The sequence below is a fragment of the Actinobaculum suis genome, from assembly GCF_900618115.1.
In the GTDB taxonomy this organism is placed as follows: Bacteria; Actinomycetota; Actinomycetes; order Actinomycetales; family Actinomycetaceae; genus Actinobaculum; species Actinobaculum suis.
The window spans coordinates 809,149-826,110 of the sequence record NZ_UYIO01000001.1 but is presented as its reverse complement, the minus strand read 5'-3'; the positions used below and the strand labels follow the sequence as shown (position 1 = coordinate 826,110).

Here is a 16,962-nt window from a genome sequence, read left to right as displayed (position 1 = left end):
GCCCGCAAAACAATAGCGACCGCCACGCCGATAATTATTTGGACTATAAGGTACACGCGCGGGGCGCGTAGCTTCAATAAAATGTACACGCGCGGGGCGCGTAGCTTGGGAAAGCTACGCGCCCCGCGGACGTATCGCACTATTTAGTTATTGCAACCACAGTAGTTATTGCAACCACGCATTGGTTACTGCAATCACCCGTTGGTTATTGCAACCACGTGTTAGTTAGCTATTGCAACCGTGTGCGCTACTTGGTTTCTTCCGTTTTTGCGGCTTCTGCCGGGCTATCTGCGCTGGGAGCGCTTTCGGCGCTCGGCGCCGATGCTGCAGATTCGGCCGACTCGGCAGATTCAGCAGATTCCGCGGATTCGGCAGATTCTGCGGATTCAGCGGCTGCGGCTTCTGCACGCGCGGCCTTCTCCGCTGCCTTTTCAGCTTCGCGGACTACTGCCTGCTTGGGCGAAACCTTTTCCGTGACCAGAGAGATAACGGCCATTGGGGCGTTATCTCCGCGGCGGTTACCAATCTTAACGATGCGGGTGTAGCCGCCTTGACGTTCCGCGAACAGCGGGGCCAGTTCCTCGAAGAGGATATAAGCGGTCTCGCGATCCTTGAGCGTCTTCAGCGCCAGGCGACGATTGTGCGTATCACCCTTCTTCGCCTTCGTGATGAGGCGTTCCATGTAGGGCTGCACCGTCTTGGCCCGCGCCAAGGTGGTACGGACGGACTTGTGGTGCACCAGTTCCTTGCACAAGTTCGCGATGATCTTGCGCTGATGCGAGGGGCTTCCGCCCAGACGCGGACCCTTCTTCGGTGTAGGCATTGTGTTCTCCTATAAAAATTCTTCGCCCGGGATTATTTAGGCGTTATCGCTGAACTGCATCCCGTAATCGTCGCTGTAGCTGAAGGCAGCACCGCTATCCTTGAGCGCCAAGTCCAGCTTGGCTAGTTCATCCTTGACATCTTCGATCGACTTGGCGCCGAAGTTGCGAATATCAAGAAGATCTTCTTCGCTACGCTGTACGAGCTCACCAATGGTGTGGATACCTTCACGCTGCAGGCAGTTCTGAGAACGCGCCGGCAGGTTGAGGATCGTAATGGGACGTTGCAGATCAGAAGAACGCTGCTCTTGCACCGGAGCCGGACCGATCTCAATACCTTCTGCTTCTTCGTTCAGCTCCGTGGTGAGCCCGAAGAGCTCGACCAGGGTCTTACCGGCGGAAGCCAGCGCATCGCGCGGAGTAATCGAGGGCTTCACCTCAACATCAATGACGAGGCGATCGAAGTCCGTACGCTGTTCCACACGCGTGGCCTCGACCTTGTAGGAAACCCGGACAACCGGCGAATATATGGAGTCGATCGGAATGCGCCCGATTTCGTCGTCGTCACCCTTATTCAGAGCCGCAGAAACGTAGCCGCGGCCGCGTTCGACGGTGAGATCGATTTCGATCTTGCCCTTTTCGTTCAAGGTGGCGATGTGCAGTTCCGGGTTGAGGATCTCAACGCCGGCCGGAGGTGTAATGTCTCCGGCCGTTACCTCACCCGGGCCCTGCTTGCGCAGGTACATCAAAACGGGTTCATCCTGTTCCGAAGAAACCACGAGTTCCTTCAGGTTGAGGATGATTTCCGCTACGTCTTCCTTCACGCCCGGAATGGTGGAGAACTCGTGGAGCACTCCGTCGATCCGGATGGAAGTAACTGCCGCGCCGGGGATCGACGACAGCAGGGTACGGCGTAGAGAATTACCGATGGTGTAGCCGAATCCAGGTTCCAACGGTTCGATCACGAACTTGGAGCGAAGCTCCGAGATCTGTTCTTCCTTGAGAACAGGACGCTGCGCAATGAGCACTTTGTATCCTTCCCGTAGGCGACCGCTATATGACGCCCACGCAAATCCTCGTAACACTCGGACCGGTTACGAGAAATAATCTGCACTACCCATGATTCTCGCGCTTTCCCAGGCCAGGCGCGGCAATAGTTGCCGCTACCCGCACTAAAGACGAAGCGAGATTGGGATGCTATAAAGTTTTTTCGATGTACTTCGGGGATATTTTCCAGCCGGCTGGCTGGAAAACTTACCCGGCGAAGTGCGGGATTAGACGCGGCGGCGCTTCGGCGGCCGGCAACCGTTGTGAGCCTGCGGAGTGACGTCCTGAATGGAGGTCACTTCCAGACCGGTAGCGGTGAGCGAACGGATAGCCGTTTCGCGCCCCGAGCCCGGGCCCTTGACGAAGACGTCTACCTTCTTCATTCCCTGTTCCATCGCGCCGCGTGCGGCGGATTCGGCAGCCAGCTGGGCTGCGTACGGAGTGGACTTACGAGAGCCCTTGAATCCCATCTGCCCAGCGGAGGCGGAGGAGATAACCGCACCCGTGGGGTCGGTAATAGAAACGATAGTGTTGTTAAACGTGGACTTAATGTGGGCCTGACCCTGTACCACGTTGCGGCGTGTAGCGCGGCGCGGACGCCGGGCCGCCGTTGACTGACGAGCCATTTCTTCCTTCTTTCGAACTACTGCTATGCGAGTGGCAGGCCCTTAGGCCTTCTTCTTGCCGGCAACCGTGCGCTTCGGGCCCTTGCGGGTACGCGCGTTGGTCTTGGTGCGCTGGCCGTGCACGGGCAGGCCACGGCGGTGGCGAATACCCTGGTAGCACCCGATTTCTACCTTGCGGCGAATATTGGCCTGCACATCGCGGCGCAGATCGCCTTCAATCATGTAGTGCTCGTTGATGTAGTTCGAGAGCGTCGCCAGCTGATCGTCCGTGAGGTCACGCACGCGCGTATCGGGGCTGATCCCCGTAGCGGCGAGCGTCTCATGGGAACGAGTGCGGCCGATGCCGTAAATGTATGTAAGCGCGATTTCTACCCGCTTCTCACGCGGGATATCGACGCCAGAGACACGTGCCAATTTCTTAGCTCCTCATATCTGGCCGGAGGTATCCTGCATCGCCGTACTCGCACGTCTCAAAACGCGAGCCCCGGCCTCCGGACCGGGGGTTGCTTCACAGCAGGCGATGCTTGAAAAAACGTCAGTTACCCTGACGCTGCTTATGCCGGGGATTTGCGCTGCAGATGACCATCACGCGCCCGTGGCGACGAATGATCTTGCAGCTGTCGCACATCCGCTTAACGCTCGGCTTGACCTTCATCCTTGCTTCCCTCTGTATTTACTTATAGCGGTACACGATTCGCCCGCGGCTCAGATCGTAGGGAGTAAGCTCCACTACTACCCGGTCCTCCGGAAGAATCCTGATGTAGTGCTGACGCATTTTCCCAGAAATATGGGCCAGCACTTCGTGCCCATTTTCCAGCTCGACCTTGAACATCGCATTGGGAAGCGCTTCTACAACGGTCCCCTCTACCTCGATGACTCCGTCTTTCTTGGCCATGATCCTCCGCTATTACTCCTACCGCCCGCCTGCCGCGCACGGTACAGGCAGCCCGCCCGTAATTCCATTTTGGGCAAAACGTACCGACCTCCCATACTACTAGGTTTCGCCCAGTGTTGAAAAGGTCGCAAACACATGTGGTCCATCACGGCATACAGTGCCTTCCAGATCGGGCAGAGGCGAGCTGGAGCCGTATGAAAACCAGCCCCACCGAATTAATCCGCGCGGGACCCACCCGCGAGGGTTAGTCCTCGAGCGGAACCGGAGTGATGCCGAAAGGCGCGAGGCCGGCTGCTCCCCCGTCGGGCTCATTGAGTACCCAAATGCCGCCCTTATGGAGCGCAACTTGTGATTCCCAATGGCAGGCATCCGAGCCATCATTCGTTTTCGTGGTCCACCCGTCCGCTAACGTGTGATTGGCTTGGTCACCTTCGGTGAAAATCGGTTCGATGCACAGCACCATGCCGGGCCGCAAACGCGGACCGCGGGCCGCCGTCGCATAATTGAAAACATTTGGCGGTTCGTGCATCGCTTTCCCGATCCCGTGCCCCGTGAAATCTTCCACGATGCCCGGTTCAGGATCTTGGGATGTTGCAAAATCGTCGATTGCTTCCCCAATATCACCTACATATTTTCCGGTAGCCATGGCCGCGATACCTACCCACATGGCTTGCCGAGTGAGTTCCGAAAGGCGTTCGCGCCGGGCAGTTACTTCCGGATCCCCACCAGGGATTACCACTGAATAGCAAGAATCTCCGTTCCATCCGTCAATCAGAGACCCGCAATCGAAGGAAACAATATCGCCCGGTTGTAAGATTTCGGTATCGCTGGGGATGCCGTGCACCACGGTGTCATTTACGGAAATGCAGGTTTGTGCCGGGTAGTCGTAGTAGCCATAGAAGTTTGAAACCGCACCAGCGGCGTCTAGCACTTCTTTAGCGATCCGATCTAGCTCCCCGGTGGAAACGCCCGGTTTTGCGGCCGCCACGAGTTCTTTGTGGATCTGCCGGACAATCAGTGCCGCCCGCCGACACTTGCGGATTTCCTCGTTCGTTTTATATTGAATGCCGCTGCGGCTTCTCATCTTTTCCTCTTCTACCTCTGCGCTGTTTTTGACTTCTGCGGTACTTCTGCTTCTGCGGTACTTCTGCTTCTGCGGTACTTCTGCTTCTGCGGTACTTCTGCTTGTGCGGTTGGCGTTTGTATAGTTTTCTGCGCACCGCTACCGAAAATATTTTTATCTACCAACCACTTATGCGGAAACGGCCGCGCCTCGGGGCGCGGCCGTTTCCGCATAAGCCAAAATTCATCCTCGTTGTTTAGCCAAGGAAATCCTGGAGAGCAGTTTCGATGCGCTGCGTGGTTTCGGCAATCCCAGCCCCACCATCGATCCGTACTACCAGCCCGCGCGCCGCGTAGGCATCAACGATCGGCTGGGTCTCCTGATGGTAGACCTCAAGCCGGTGGCGGATTACTTCCTCGGTATCATCGGCCCGGTTTTGTTGCTTGGCCCGGCCCAGCAAGCGCCGAACCACTACGTCGTCGTCCACATCGAGCATGATTACCGCATCGATCTTGGTTTCGCCGAGCATTTCATCCAGGGCATCAACCTGCGCGAGATTACGCGGATAGCCATCGAGGAGGAAGCCCGCGGCGGCGTCGTCTTCGGCAATGCGCTCTGCCACCATGCGGTTGGTGACCTCATCGGGCACCAGCGCACCACGTTCCGAATAGGAAGCGGCGAGTTTACCGAGCTCGTCTTGCGCGGCCGCGTGAGCGCGGAAAAGATCACCGGTAGAAATTGCGGGAATGCCCCGCCGTTCTGCAATACCTTTCGCCTGCGTGCCCTTCCCCGCTCCGGGTGGACCCACGATAATCAGTCGATACGCCATGTTTCGTCCTTCTACTGCTATTTCTTTTACCAGCGGCCACCACGCGCGTAGCTTCCGCCAGAAACAACCCCAGCTCGCATTCCGAGCCTGCGCGCAAAGCTTTTCCAGCGAAGCTACTTGCGGCTGTTATTGCCGGAAAGGAAGCCTTCGTAGTGCCGCTGCTGGAGCTGGGCGTTGATGTCCTTGACGGTCTGCAAGCCCACACCCACGAGAATCATGATGGATGTGCCGCCGAAACCGGACTGGTGAATACCGAGCGCCGCAAAAAGCAAAATCGGAATCAGCGCGACGATCGCCAGGTAAGTAGCGCCCACCCAGGTGAGGCGGTTGGAAACGAAGTGCAAGTATTCTGCCGTCGGCCGGCCCGCGCGCACGCCCGGAATGAAACCGCCGTAGCGTTTCATATTATCCGCCACTTCTTCCGTATCGAAAGCAATCGACGTGTAGAAGAAGGTGAAGAAGAACGTGAGGAGCGCATAGCAAAGAATATAGGCCCAACCGCTTTGCGTGAAGTTGCGTTGGATCCACTGCACCCAGCCGGCCTCCGGACTGCCGAAGGTGGAAATCATGGTGGGGAGCATCAAAATCGAGGACGCGAAAATTACTGGAATAACGTTCGCCATATTGATCTTGATGGGCAGGTACGTCGTCGAACCACCGTAGGTGCGCCGGCCAATAACGCGCTTCGCGTACTGGACCGGGATGCGCCGCTGCGACTGCTCCACGAAAGTAACCACGAGTGTGATCACCAGGAATACCGCCACCACGAGGGCAACCGTGCCCCAGCCGTGGGTTTGCAAGATGCCGCCAAGCAGGCCCGGGAATCCGGCGCAAATACCGGTGAAGATCAGGATCGACATGCCGTTACCCACGCCGCGTTCAGTAATCAGTTCCGCCATCCACATGATCAGGCCGGTGCCGGCCGTCATGGCAAGAATGGTCATCGTGTACGTCCACCACGTAGCGTCTGGGATAACGTCCAGGTTGCATCCCTGGAAAATGGTGTAGTTAGCGGTGGAAACAACGACGGCCGACTGCAAGAGTGCCAGCCCGATGGTCAAATACCGCGTGTACTCCGTAAGTTTGGCCTGCCCGGTTTGACCTTCTTTGTGGAGCTCTTGGAAACGCGGAATCACCACGCGCAAGAGTTGCACAATAATCGACGCCGTAATGTAGGGCATGATCCCGAGTGCGAAGATCGACAGGTGCATCATGGCCCCGCCGGAGAACAGGTTCATCATCGAGACGAGGTCATTCGTACCGGCCTGGGTCGAAAGGCACTGGCGCACGTTCGAGAGGCTCACGAAGGGAGCCGGAACAAAGCTTCCGAGGCGGTAAATCACCATGATGAACATGGTGAAGAGAAGCTTATTGCGCAAGTCTGGCGTGCGGAACGCCGCTGCAAAGGCCTTAATCAAGGTTCCTCCAGATGGTGCGAGCCCGGGCTCGCCTCGTTTGTGCCCGCGAGGGCCAATATTTCACGTGACGCATTGCGTTTGCTTGCCGCGTGATGACTGGCAGTCTACTACCTGACGGTAGCACGCGCGGAAAGCATGCCTTGGCCATGATAACCGCGACTTTCCGGATTCGCACTCACACAGCGAAAACTGTGCCTGAGCGCTCACCGAGGCGGCACGCTGTATAGCCATATCCACAATACGTATATAGGACTGGGGCCCCGCACTTTCAGTTGTGCGGGGCCCCAGTGCCGTACCGAACTACGCGCGAGCGTAATTCGGTGAGAAGTGCCTGAAGCACTTATCTATTGCGCTGCTGTTGCTGTTTGTTCGGCTGCGTTGCGTGTTACCGAACCGATTGTTCGGCCGCGCTTCGCGATACCGAACCGCTTATTCGGCCGCGTTGAGCGTTACCGAACCGCCAGCTGCTTCGATCTTCGACTTTGCCGATCCGGAGCAGGCATCTACGGTCACGTCTACCTTGACCGAGATTTCGCCTTCGCCGAGGACCTTGACGAGTTCGTTCTTGCGAACCGCGCCCTTGGCTACGAGATCGGGAATCGTGACCGTGCCGCCCTCCGGGAAGAGTTCGGCGAGCAGCCCAACATTGACAACCTGGTATTCCTTGCGGAACGGGTTCTTGAAGCCACGCAGCTTGGGCAGGCGCATGTGCAGTGGCATCTGGCCACCTTCGAAGCCTGGCCGTACTGTATTACGCGCCTTCGTACCCTTCGTTCCCCGCCCAGCGGTCTTACCCTTGGAGGCCTCACCGCGGCCTACGCGGGTACGAGACTTGTTGGATCCGGGGGCCGGACGCAGGTCGTGGATCTTGAGAATCTTGGGCTCTTCGGCCGGATTCTTTTCTGCCATCGCTACGCCTCCTCTACTTCTACGAGATGCGCGACCACGCGAAGAATACCGCGAATGATCGGGGTATCTTCATGTTCCACGCTCTGGCCGATCTTCCGCAGTCCGAGCGTGCGGAGGTTCTCCCGCTGCCGTTCGTTCTGCCCAACCGTGCCCCTGACCTGAGTGATCTTTAGCTTTGCCATTACGCACCCACTCCTGCTGCCGCGGCTTCGTTTTCAGCTTGCGCGGCCGCAGCTTCCTTTTCTGCGCGTTCGCGCGCATCAAATTCTGCTCGGGCACGGAGCATGCCTTCCGGAGCCACCCGTTCGAGCGGCAGGCCACGGCGGGCCGCCACTGCTTCGGGCTGTTCGAGTTGCTTCAGCGCGGCCACGGTGGCACGCACGATATTGATGGCGTTCGAAGATCCGAGGGACTTCGTGAGTACATCGTGGATGCCTGCCGCTTCCATTACCGCACGCACCGGACCGCCGGCGATTACACCGGTACCGGGAGCAGCCGGACGCAGCAGCACGATGCCCGCAGAATCTTCACCCTGCACGATGTGCGGGATGGAGCGTCCCATGAGCGGTACGCGGAAGAAGTTCTTCTTCGCGTCTTCCGTGCCCTTGGAGATCGCCGCGGGTACTTCCTTCGCCTTGCCGTAGCCAACGCCCACCATGCCGTTGCCATCGCCTACCACCACGAGAGCGGTGAAGGACATGCGGCGGCCACCCTTGACGGTCTTCGCCACGCGGTTGATGGTGACAACGCGTTCTACGTACTGGCTTTCTTCGCGCCGGCCACGCCGTTCGCGTCGGCCGCCACGCTCGCCGCGACCGCGCTGGCCGCCGCGATTGTCTTGTTGATTCCGGCCTTCGGCGGCCGGGTTTTGCTGTTCATTCACAGACATTTCCTCTGCCTTTCCTGAGCCGTTAGAATTCGAGTCCAGCGGCGCGGGCGCCATCGGCGACCGCCGCCACGCGACCGTGATACTTGTTGCCGCCACGATCGAAGACGACCGTGGTGATGCCGGCTTCCTTGGCACGCTTGCCAACGAGTTCGCCGACTCGGCGCGCCTGTTCCGTCTTCGTGCCTTCCAGATCGCGCAATGCTTCTTCCAGGGTGGAAGCCGCGGCCAGCGTGTGGCCGACGGTATCGTCAATCACCTGGGCTTGCATATTGCGATTGGAACGCGAGACCACCAGACGCGGCCGCTCTGGCGTGCCACTCACGCGCTTGCGAAGGCGGAAGTGACGGCGCGAGCGAGCTACAAACTTGCCCTTACCTTGTGGAGGAACAGCCATTACTTACCAGCCTTTCCAGCCTTGCGGCGAATAACTTCGCCAGCGTACTTGATGCCCTTACCCTTGTACGGTTCAGGGGCGCGGAGCTTCCGGATCTGCGCGGCTGTTTCTCCAACGAGCTGCTTATCAATTCCAGAAACCGTTACCTTGTTGTTACCCTCCACGGTAAAGGTGATGCCTTCCGGCGGGTTCACAACAACCGGGTGCGAGAAGCCGAGCGCAAATTCCAGGCCCTGGCCCTTCGCTGCCACGCGGTAACCGGTACCAACGATTTCGAGCTTCTTCGCATAGCCTTCGGTAACGCCAACCACCATATTGTTGATGAGCGTGCGGCACAGTCCGTGCAGGGAACGCGCCTCGCGGCTTTCGTTCGGCCGTTCTACGGTAACGACGCCGTCTTCCACCTTCGCCGTAATCGGTTCGGGAAGTTCGTAGGCTAGTTCGCCCTTCGGGCCTTTCACGGTGACCTTGCTTTCGGCCACGGTAATTTCTACACCGGCCGGAACGGTAATCGGGAGTCTTCCAATACGCGACATGTATCTATTCCTCCCTTACCACACGTAGGCGAGGACTTCGCCGCCCACGCCCTGGTCCTTGGCCTCGCGGTCTGTGAGCAGACCGGAAGAAGTGGAGAGGATTGCTACACCCAGGCCATCAAGAACCCGCGGAAGGTTCGTGGACTTGGCGTAAACGCGCAGGCCCGGCTTGGAGACGCGGCGCAACCCAGCCAGGGCACGTTCGCGGTTGGAGCCGTACTTGAGCGTGAGGGTCAGGTTCTTTCCAACCTCGGCATCCTCGACTTTATAGTCGGCGATGTAGCCTTCGCGCTTCAAGATTTCCGCGATGCGGGACTTAATCTTGGAGTAAGGCATGCTCACCGACTCATGGAACGCCGAATTGGCGTTACGCAGACGCGTCAGCATGTCTGCGATGGGGTCAGTCATTGTCATTTCTGGGCTTTTGCCCTTCCTCGTCGCGGTTTCCCTACCGGACCTGCGACGTAGTTTCTTACCAGCTGGACTTCTTTACACCGGGGAGTTCGCCGCGTAGCGCGAGCTCACGGAGGCAAATTCGGCACAGGCCGAACTTGCGATAAACGGAGCGCGGACGCCCGCAGCGGTTGCACCGCGTGTAGCCGCGAACCTTGAACTTTGGCTTACGAGCCGCTTTGTTCTTCAGTGCTGTTTTCGCCATGTTTTCTTACGCCTCCTTGAAGGGGAAGCCGAGGTGGCGGAGAACGGCACGCCCTTCGTCATTCGTCTGCGCGGTGGTCACGATCGTGATATCCATACCACGCACCCGATCGATCTTGTCTTGGTCGATCTCGCGGAAGACGGTCTGGTCGGTCAGGCCAAAGGTATAATTACCACGGCCGTCGAACTGACGCGGCGAAAGGCCACGGAAATCGCGAATACGCGGGAGCGCCGTCGAAATCAAACGGTCCAGGAACTCCCACATGCGATCCCCACGCAGGGTCACATGGCAACCAATCGGCTGCCCTTCACGGAGCTTGAACTGCGCAATCGACTTGCGAGCCCGCGTCACCTGCGGCTTTTGCCCGGTGATAGCGGCCATATCCGCAACCGCGCCGTCCATGACCTTGTGGTCGTGCGCGGCATCGCCAACGCCCATATTGACCACGATCTTCTGCAGCTTCGGGATCTGATTTACGTTCTGGTACTTGAATTCCTTTTGGAGTTCAGGCACAACCTGCTCGAGGTATTGGGTCTTGAGCCGAGGGGTCACAGCTCGATCTCCTTCCCGCCACGCCGGCCGATGCGTTCGCGCACAATCTTCTTCCGGCCGTCACGTTCCACTTCCACCTCGCGGTAGCCCACGCGAACGGGCTTGCCGTCCGGAGCCACCAGCATCACGTTGGAAATGTGGATCGGGGCTTCGATGGTTTCGATGCCGCCCGAAGCGGTCTGCGAGCCGGGAGCTCCGGCCCGGCGGTGGCGCTTGACGCGCTGCACGCCTTCTACGATCACGCGGTCCTTCTTCGGGTCTACCTTGAGCACACGGCCCTGCTTACCCTTATCGCGCCCGGCGATGACCTGCACAAGATCGTCCTTCTTGATCTTTGCCAACTAAATCACCTCCGGCGCGAGCGAAACGATACGCATGAACTTCTTATCACGCAGCTCACGCCCGACCGGCCCGAAGATACGGGTGCCGCGCGGGGTGCCATCGTCCTTAATCAGGACGGCTGCGTTTTCGTCGAACTTGATGTAGGAACCGTCAACGCGACGGGTTTCCTTCTTTGCACGGACGAGCACCGCCTTGACGACGTCGCCCTTCTTCACATTGCCGCCCGGAATAGCATCCTTGACGGTGGCGACAAAGGTATCGCCTATCCCGGCGTAGCGCCGGCCAGAGCCACCGAGCACGCGGATGCAAAGCAGTTCCCTTGCTCCGGTGTTATCGGCGACGGTTAGCCGCGTCTCCTGCTGGATCATTTATCTTCTCCTGTTGTCGTGCTGGTTCTCAATACTGAGCCTTGCCGAACTGAATGCCGGTTGGTTCTTCGGAACTATCCGAGCCTTACCGGACTTGGTGCTCTGGGCGCTACTTCGCCTTTTCGATTACCTCGACCACGCGGAAGTGCTTGGTCTTGGAAAGCGGGCGAGTTTCCATGATGGACACGAGATCGCCTTCGCGTACCTCATTGGTTTCATCATGCGCCTTGACACGCTTGGTACGGGTAATAATTTTACCGTATAGCGGGTGCTTGACCCGGCTTTCGACCTCGATGACAACGGTCTTATCCATCTTGTCCGAGACGACGTAGCCGCGAAGCACCTTCCGGTGATTACGTTCCTGTGTTTCGCTCATCTTTTGCCTCACTCTTCGGAATCAGGAGCGGTACGAATGCCGAGCTCCCGTTCGCGCTTAATGGTGTAAATCCGAGCGATTTCGCGACGGACTTGCTTGAGACGACCTTGATCTTCGAGGCGGTGCGTGACCGCGGAGAAACGAAGGTTGAAGGCCTCACGCTTGGATTCGCGGAGCTTTTCCAGCAGCTCGGCGTCGGTCATCCCGTCGAGCTCTTCGGTGGAAATTCCCTTAGCCATTACTCAACCTCCTCCCGGCTGATGAACCGGGTCTTAATCGGGAGCTTGTGCTGGGCGCGGTTCAGGGCCTCGCGGGCCAGCTTTTCATCCACTCCAGCGATTTCAAACATCACGCGGCCTGGCTTTACATTCGCAATCCAGGTTTCCACCGGGCCCTTACCGGAACCCATACGGACTCCCAGCGCCTTCTTCGTAAGCGGGCGATCCGGGAAGATGTTGATCCACAGTTTGCCGCCACGCTTGACGTGACGGGTGGCAGCCACACGGGCCGCTTCAATCTGCCGATTGGTGATGTAGGCGGGCTCCAGGGCCATGATGCCGTATTCACCGAATGCCAGTTCGGTACCGCCCTTGGCCATGCCGTGACGGTCCGGGCGATGCTGCTTGCGCCACTTTGTGCGACGAGGAATCAGCATGGTTTATGCCTCCGATCCAGTGTTCGGCTTGGCGGCGCCAGCGCCCTGAGCCGAAGCAGTAGCTTCTGCGGCTTCTGGCTGCGCTTGCTGCGCCTGCGGCGCCTGCTGCTGGCGGCGTGCGCCACCGCGCCCGCGGCCACCACCGCGCCGTTCTCCGCGCCCGCGGCCGCCCCGGCCGCGTCCCCGCGGAGCTTCTGCCAGGCTGCGGTAGTACTCGGCGTCGGTAATATCGCCGCGGTACACCCACACCTTCACGCCAATCCGGCCGAAGGTGGTGCGAGCTTCGTAGAAGCCGTAATCAATGTTTGCGCGAAGGGTGTGCAGCGGCACACGGCCTTCCCGATAGAATTCCGAACGCGACATTTCGGCGCCACCCAAACGGCCCGAAACCTGCACGCGGATGCCCTTCACACCGGCGCGCTCCGCGGACTGAATAGCCCGGCGCATGGCGCGGCGGAAGGAGACGCGCGAGGCGAGCTGTTCGGCTACGCCCTGCGCTACCAGCTGCGCATCGGCTTCGGCATTCTTGACTTCCAGAATGTTGAGCTGGATTGCCTTGCCGGTGAGCTTTTCCAGATCGGCACGCAGCCGGTCTGCTTCTGCCCCGCGCCGTCCAATGACGATGCCCGGACGAGCGGTGTGGATGTCTACCACTACCCGCTCCGCGCGGCGTTCGATATTGACCCGCGAAATACCGGCGCGTTCCAGCGTCTTGGTAATCATTTCGCGAATCTTGACGTCTTCGATCACATAGTCGGCGTAACGCTGACCCTTCTTGGTCGAATCAGCGAACCACTTCGAGCGGTGATCGGTGGTAATGCCGAGACGGAACCCGATTGGGTTAACCTTCTGTCCCACTAGCGGGCCCTCCTCTGCTGCCTAGTCGTTTTCTTTGCCTTCGGTTTATCGTCAGAAACGACAACCGTAATGTGGCTCGTGCGCTTCAGGATGCGGTTGGCGCGGCCTTGGGCACGCGGCCGGATACGCTTCATGGTCGGACCTTCGTCGGCGTAAGCCTCGGTGACGTACAGGTCTTCTTCATCAAAGCGCTCCCCTGCTTCATCAGCGTGGTAACGAGCGTTAGCGATGGCGGATTCCAATACCTTGCGGATCTGGACGGCCGCCCGCTGGGGTGCGAACTGCAGCGTATCGAGCGCATCAACGGCACGCTGGCCGCGGATAATATCCACGACGCGGCGAGCCTTCATCGGCGTGACGCGCACGAACCGCGCTTGCGCGTGTGCTTTCATTTGTCTGCCTTACTCTCCTGGGAGCGCCTTAGCGGCGCCGCCCTTTCCGGTCGTCTTTCTCATGTCCGCGGAACGTGCGCGTGGGAGCGAACTCCCCGAGCTTGTGCCCCACCATTGCTTCGGTGATGAACACCGGCACGTGCTTGCGTCCGTCGTGTACCGCGAAGGTGTGACCCAGGAAATCCGGGGTGATCACAGAGCGACGCGACCACGTCTTGATGACGTTACGTGTGTTGTTCTTGTTCTGTTCGTCGACCTTCTTCATGAGGTGGTCGTCAACGAACGGACCCTTCTTCAAACTACGCGGCATAAGCGATTACCTCCCTAGTGCTTCTTGCCGGTCTTGCGACGGCGCACAATGAGCTTGTCGCTGGCCTTCTTCGGACGGCGCGTGCGGCCTTCCTTCTTACCCCAGGGGCTGACCGGATGGCGGCCACCTGAAGTCTTACCTTCACCACCACCGTGCGGGTGATCAATCGGGTTCATGGCCACACCACGGACGGACGGGCGAATGCCCTTCCACCGCATACGGCCGGCCTTACCCCAACTGATGTTAATGTGTTCGGCATTGCCAACTTCGCCTACCGTGGCGCGGCAACGCACATCCACATTGCGGATTTCGCCGGAAGGCATGCGCAACTGCGCGTAGCGGCCTTCGCGGGCTACCAGCTGCACTGAGGCCCCGGCCGAACGCGCGATCTTCGCGCCGCCGAGCGGTTGCAGTTCCACATTGTGAACGGTGGTACCGAGCGGAATGTTACGCAGCGGCAGGTTATTGCCAACCTTGATATCCGCATCCGGGCCGTTTTCTACCACGTCGCCTTGCGAAATGCCCTTCGGCGCCAAAATGTAACGCTTGGCGCCGTCTACGTAGTGCAGAAGAGCAATGCGGGCAGTGCGGTTCGGATCGTATTCGATGTGCGCTACCTTTGCTGGTACGCCATCCTTATCCCAGCGCCGGAAATCAATAATCCGGTACTGCCGCTTATGCCCACCACCACGATGCCGGGTGGCAATGCGGCCGCGGTTATCCCGGCCGCCAGTCTTCTTGAGCGGACGAACGAGCGACTTTTCCGGGGTCGATCTGGTGATCTCGGCGAAGTCGGCAACGCTCGCACCGCGACGACCCGGGGTCGTCGGCTTGTACTTACGAATTCCCATGAGTTCTATTCCTCAGCTTCTCGGGCTCGCCCTACAGGACGTCGCCGTAGATATCGATCGTGCCTTCCCGCAGGGTAACGATCGCGCGCTTCGTATCCTTCTTCCGGGCAATGCCGGTACGCGTGCGCCGCGTCTTCCCCTTCCGGTTTTGTGTATTAACGGAAGCCACCTTGACGTCGAAAATCTTCTCGATCGCCCACTTGATCTCCGGCTTGTTAGCGCGCGGATCAACAAAGAAGGTGTACTGGCCAATTTCTTCGGCAATTGCCGTTTTCTCGGTCACCAGCGGGGCGAGGATAATATCGTGCGGATCCCGGTTCCAGAACTTATCGCTCATTACTTCTCACCCTTCGTATGCGTTTCCACAAATTTGTTGAGCGCGCTTTCGGTGAATACCACGTGATCGGCTACCAGTACGTCGTAGCTATTGAGCTGATCGACGTAAATCGGGTGCACTTCGGGCAGATTACGCACGGAACGTACCGCGGTATCTTCGCCGCGCTCCGTTACCACGAGCGAACGGCGTCCCTCGGTGAAGGAGTGGAGCAAGTTCTTTGCGCTCTTCGTGGACGGAACATCATCTTCGGTGAAGGCGGTAACCGCGTGAATGCGGCTGGCCCGAGCCCGGTCCGAAAGCGACTGCAAAAGCGCAGCGGCAATCATCTTCTTGGGCGTGCGCTGCGCGTAAGAGCGCGGCTGCGGGCCGTGTACGGTGCCACCACCGGTGAACTGCGGAGCGCGGATCGAACCCTGACGTGCCCGGCCGGTACCCTTCTGCCGGAACGGCTTACGGCCACCGCCGCGAACTTCCCCGCGAGTCTTGGTCTTGTGTGTGCCCGCCCGGGCCGCCGCGAGCTGCGCGTTAACGACCTGGTGGAGCAACGGAATATTTACTTCGACGTCGAACAGGGCCTCCGGAAGAACCGCGCTACCGGTGGTCTTCCCCGAAGCATCGAGGACGTCAATCTGGAAGTCTGCCATCGCTTAGTTTCCCTTCACGGACGTGCGAACCACGACCGAGCCACCCTTGTTACCAGGGATGGCACCGACGACGAGGAGGAGTCCCTTCTCAGCATCGACGGCGTGGATGGACAGGTTCTGGACCGTCACGCGGCTCTTCCCGCTCCGGCCAGCCATGCGCGTGCCACGGAAAACACGAGACGGTGTGGCGCACGCGCCGATGGAGCCGGGCTTGCGGTGGATACGGTGGGCACCGTGCGAAGCCGGACCACCGCCGAAGCCGTGGCGCTTCATTACCCCGGTGAAGCCCTTACCCTTGGAGGTGCCGATTACATCAACCTTCTGGCCCGCTTCGAAAACATCGGCCGTCAGTTCCTGGCCGAGCGTGTATTCGGAAGCGTCCGAGGTGCGGATTTCTGCGAGCTTCTTGCGCGGCGTCACGCCGGCCTTCGCGAAATGCCCAGCCATCGGCTTCTTTACGTTCTTCTTCTGTTCATCACCCGAAGCGAGCTGCACGGCGGAATAGCCGTCAACTTCGGGGGTGCGCACCTGGGTAACGACGTTCGTTCCAACGCGCACAACGGTGATCGGGACTACACGCCCCTGTTCATCCCATGTCTGGGTCATACCCAGCTTTGTGCCGAGCAGAGCCTTGACGGGCTTGCTGGCAGTAGCCTGCTTGGAGTTCATTGCCTACTTACCTCAGAGCTTGATTTCCACGTTGACGTCCGCCGGAAGATCGAGACGGCGGAGGCTGTCGATCGTCTTCAGAGTCGGATCAACGATGTCGATGAGGCGCTTATGAGTGCGCATCTCGAACTGCTCGCGCGAGTCCTTATACATGTGCGGCGAGCGGACGACGACGAACACGTTCTTTTCCGTCGGGAGCGGCACCGGGCCGACTACTTTCGCGCCGGTACGCGTGACCTCGTCGACGAGCTTTTTGGCTGCGCTGTCAATGACCTCGTGGTCATAGGCCTTCAGCCGGATGCGGATCTTCTGTCCCGCCATGGCGCGTCTACCTCTCTTCTGCGTTGGTGCCCCGGTACCCGCACTCGGGCGTGTCGCGCCAACGAGAACGAGAGCGCTCAATCCACCCTATGTGAGGTTACAAGGAACCAGTTTTCATTCACATCGGCGCGAGGCCGATAAGCCAGCTTCGTAAACGCGGTGCTAACACCGCGTTTCGAGCAACTTGTATATTATGCCGCGA

30 protein-coding genes are annotated in these 16,962 nt (G+C 59.2%); all 30 read right to left on the bottom strand.

Annotated elements, in window-relative coordinates:
- Positions 1–247: 247 nt before the first annotated feature.
- The 30 genes from rplQ to rpsJ all read right to left on the bottom strand — a co-directional run bounded on the left by rplQ (position 248) and on the right by rpsJ (position 16,760).
- Positions 248–823 (bottom strand): 50S ribosomal protein L17, encoded by a 576-nt coding sequence (gene rplQ / locus H8274_RS03370; RefSeq protein WP_049618672.1) that lies wholly within the window; start codon positions 821–823, stop codon positions 248–250.
- Positions 824–859: 36 nt separating this feature from the next.
- Entirely contained in the window at positions 860–1,849 is a 990-nt protein-coding gene (locus H8274_RS03365; RefSeq protein ID WP_049618673.1) for a DNA-directed RNA polymerase subunit alpha, read from the bottom strand.
- Positions 1,850–2,095: 246 nt separating this feature from the next.
- The gene (rpsK, locus tag H8274_RS03360; protein WP_049618674.1) at positions 2,096–2,494 is read right to left on the bottom strand and encodes a 30S ribosomal protein S11; all 399 of its coding nucleotides are present in this window, start codon (positions 2,492–2,494) and stop codon (positions 2,096–2,098) included.
- 42 nt (positions 2,495–2,536) lie between these two features.
- Entirely contained in the window at positions 2,537–2,908 is a 372-nt protein-coding gene (rpsM, locus tag H8274_RS03355; RefSeq protein WP_049618675.1) for a 30S ribosomal protein S13, read from the bottom strand.
- A gap of 121 nt (positions 2,909–3,029) precedes the next feature.
- Complete coding sequence (gene rpmJ / locus H8274_RS03350) at positions 3,030–3,149, bottom strand: 50S ribosomal protein L36 (RefSeq protein ID WP_074661360.1); 120 nt, start codon at positions 3,147–3,149, stop codon at positions 3,030–3,032.
- Positions 3,150–3,167: 18 nt separating this feature from the next.
- Positions 3,168–3,389 carry a translation initiation factor IF-1 gene (gene infA / locus H8274_RS03345; protein WP_049618676.1) on the bottom strand — a complete coding sequence of 74 codons (222 nt, stop codon included), beginning with the start codon at positions 3,387–3,389 and terminating at the stop codon, positions 3,168–3,170.
- 244 nt (positions 3,390–3,633) lie between these two features.
- A complete protein-coding gene (gene map, locus H8274_RS03340; RefSeq protein WP_074661364.1) occupies positions 3,634–4,473 on the bottom strand; it encodes a type I methionyl aminopeptidase in 840 nt (279 codons plus the stop codon).
- A 235-nt stretch (positions 4,474–4,708) separates the two neighbouring features.
- Positions 4,709–5,281 (bottom strand): adenylate kinase, encoded by a 573-nt coding sequence (locus tag H8274_RS03335; protein ID WP_185933819.1) that lies wholly within the window; start codon positions 5,279–5,281, stop codon positions 4,709–4,711.
- Between the two features lie 113 nt (positions 5,282–5,394).
- Positions 5,395–6,699 (bottom strand): preprotein translocase subunit SecY, encoded by a 1,305-nt coding sequence (secY, locus tag H8274_RS03330; RefSeq protein WP_185933818.1) that lies wholly within the window; start codon positions 6,697–6,699, stop codon positions 5,395–5,397.
- A 429-nt stretch (positions 6,700–7,128) separates the two neighbouring features.
- Positions 7,129–7,608: a 50S ribosomal protein L15 gene (rplO, locus tag H8274_RS03325; protein ID WP_049618680.1), complete on the bottom strand. Its 480-nt coding sequence runs from the start codon at positions 7,606–7,608 to the stop codon at positions 7,129–7,131.
- A 2-nt stretch (positions 7,609–7,610) separates the two neighbouring features.
- Positions 7,611–7,790: a 50S ribosomal protein L30 gene (gene rpmD / locus H8274_RS03320; RefSeq protein ID WP_049618681.1), complete on the bottom strand. Its 180-nt coding sequence runs from the start codon at positions 7,788–7,790 to the stop codon at positions 7,611–7,613.
- Entirely contained in the window at positions 7,790–8,497 is a 708-nt protein-coding gene (rpsE, locus tag H8274_RS03315; protein ID WP_185933817.1) for a 30S ribosomal protein S5, read from the bottom strand. The genes rpmD and rpsE overlap by 1 nt, the downstream gene beginning before the upstream one ends.
- Before the next feature lie 22 nt (positions 8,498–8,519).
- Positions 8,520–8,891: a 50S ribosomal protein L18 gene (rplR, locus tag H8274_RS03310; protein WP_049618683.1), complete on the bottom strand. Its 372-nt coding sequence runs from the start codon at positions 8,889–8,891 to the stop codon at positions 8,520–8,522.
- Positions 8,891–9,427, bottom strand: a complete 537-nt coding sequence (gene rplF / locus H8274_RS03305; protein ID WP_065414909.1) for a 50S ribosomal protein L6 — start codon at positions 9,425–9,427, stop codon at positions 8,891–8,893. Before rplF ends, rplR begins: the two co-directional genes overlap by 1 nt.
- Positions 9,428–9,442: 15 nt before the next feature.
- On the bottom strand, positions 9,443–9,841 hold the full coding sequence (gene rpsH, locus H8274_RS03300; protein ID WP_049618685.1) for a 30S ribosomal protein S8: 399 nt from the start codon (positions 9,839–9,841) through the stop codon (positions 9,443–9,445).
- A gap of 58 nt (positions 9,842–9,899) precedes the next feature.
- Positions 9,900–10,085: a type Z 30S ribosomal protein S14 gene (locus tag H8274_RS03295; protein ID WP_074661381.1), complete on the bottom strand. Its 186-nt coding sequence runs from the start codon at positions 10,083–10,085 to the stop codon at positions 9,900–9,902.
- Between the two features lie 6 nt (positions 10,086–10,091).
- On the bottom strand, positions 10,092–10,637 hold the full coding sequence (gene rplE, locus H8274_RS03290) for a 50S ribosomal protein L5 (RefSeq protein ID WP_049618686.1): 546 nt from the start codon (positions 10,635–10,637) through the stop codon (positions 10,092–10,094).
- A complete protein-coding gene (rplX, locus tag H8274_RS03285) occupies positions 10,634–10,978 on the bottom strand; it encodes a 50S ribosomal protein L24 (protein WP_049618687.1) in 345 nt (114 codons plus the stop codon). The genes rplE and rplX overlap by 4 nt, the downstream gene beginning before the upstream one ends.
- A complete protein-coding gene (gene rplN, locus H8274_RS03280) occupies positions 10,979–11,347 on the bottom strand; it encodes a 50S ribosomal protein L14 (RefSeq protein WP_049618688.1) in 369 nt (122 codons plus the stop codon). It abuts the gene before it with no gap.
- 109 nt (positions 11,348–11,456) lie between these two features.
- A complete protein-coding gene (gene rpsQ / locus H8274_RS03275) occupies positions 11,457–11,723 on the bottom strand; it encodes a 30S ribosomal protein S17 (protein WP_049618689.1) in 267 nt (88 codons plus the stop codon).
- Positions 11,724–11,731: 8 nt separating this feature from the next.
- Entirely contained in the window at positions 11,732–11,962 is a 231-nt protein-coding gene (rpmC, locus tag H8274_RS03270) for a 50S ribosomal protein L29 (protein WP_049618690.1), read from the bottom strand.
- Positions 11,962–12,378 carry a 50S ribosomal protein L16 gene (gene rplP, locus H8274_RS03265; RefSeq protein ID WP_049618691.1) on the bottom strand — a complete coding sequence of 139 codons (417 nt, stop codon included), beginning with the start codon at positions 12,376–12,378 and terminating at the stop codon, positions 11,962–11,964. The genes rpmC and rplP overlap by 1 nt, the downstream gene beginning before the upstream one ends.
- A 3-nt stretch (positions 12,379–12,381) precedes the next feature.
- Positions 12,382–13,236, bottom strand: coding sequence for a 30S ribosomal protein S3 (gene rpsC / locus H8274_RS03260; protein ID WP_074661385.1), 855 nt, complete (start codon positions 13,234–13,236; stop codon positions 12,382–12,384).
- On the bottom strand, positions 13,236–13,628 hold the full coding sequence (gene rplV / locus H8274_RS03255) for a 50S ribosomal protein L22 (protein WP_049618693.1): 393 nt from the start codon (positions 13,626–13,628) through the stop codon (positions 13,236–13,238). The genes rpsC and rplV overlap by 1 nt, the downstream gene beginning before the upstream one ends.
- Before the next feature lie 28 nt (positions 13,629–13,656).
- Positions 13,657–13,938, bottom strand: a complete 282-nt coding sequence (rpsS, locus tag H8274_RS03250) for a 30S ribosomal protein S19 (RefSeq protein ID WP_049618694.1) — start codon at positions 13,936–13,938, stop codon at positions 13,657–13,659.
- Positions 13,939–13,952: 14 nt separating this feature from the next.
- Positions 13,953–14,789, bottom strand: coding sequence for a 50S ribosomal protein L2 (rplB, locus tag H8274_RS03245; protein WP_049618695.1), 837 nt, complete (start codon positions 14,787–14,789; stop codon positions 13,953–13,955).
- A 31-nt stretch (positions 14,790–14,820) separates the two neighbouring features.
- A complete protein-coding gene (rplW, locus tag H8274_RS03240) occupies positions 14,821–15,126 on the bottom strand; it encodes a 50S ribosomal protein L23 (RefSeq protein WP_049618696.1) in 306 nt (101 codons plus the stop codon).
- Positions 15,126–15,770 (bottom strand): 50S ribosomal protein L4, encoded by a 645-nt coding sequence (gene rplD, locus H8274_RS03235; RefSeq protein WP_049618697.1) that lies wholly within the window; start codon positions 15,768–15,770, stop codon positions 15,126–15,128. Before rplD ends, rplW begins: the two co-directional genes overlap by 1 nt.
- Before the next feature lie 3 nt (positions 15,771–15,773).
- Entirely contained in the window at positions 15,774–16,439 is a 666-nt protein-coding gene (rplC, locus tag H8274_RS03230) for a 50S ribosomal protein L3 (RefSeq protein ID WP_049618698.1), read from the bottom strand.
- 12 nt (positions 16,440–16,451) lie between these two features.
- Positions 16,452–16,760, bottom strand: coding sequence for a 30S ribosomal protein S10 (rpsJ, locus tag H8274_RS03225; protein WP_074661388.1), 309 nt, complete (start codon positions 16,758–16,760; stop codon positions 16,452–16,454).
- Between the last annotated feature and the right edge of the window lie 202 nt (positions 16,761–16,962).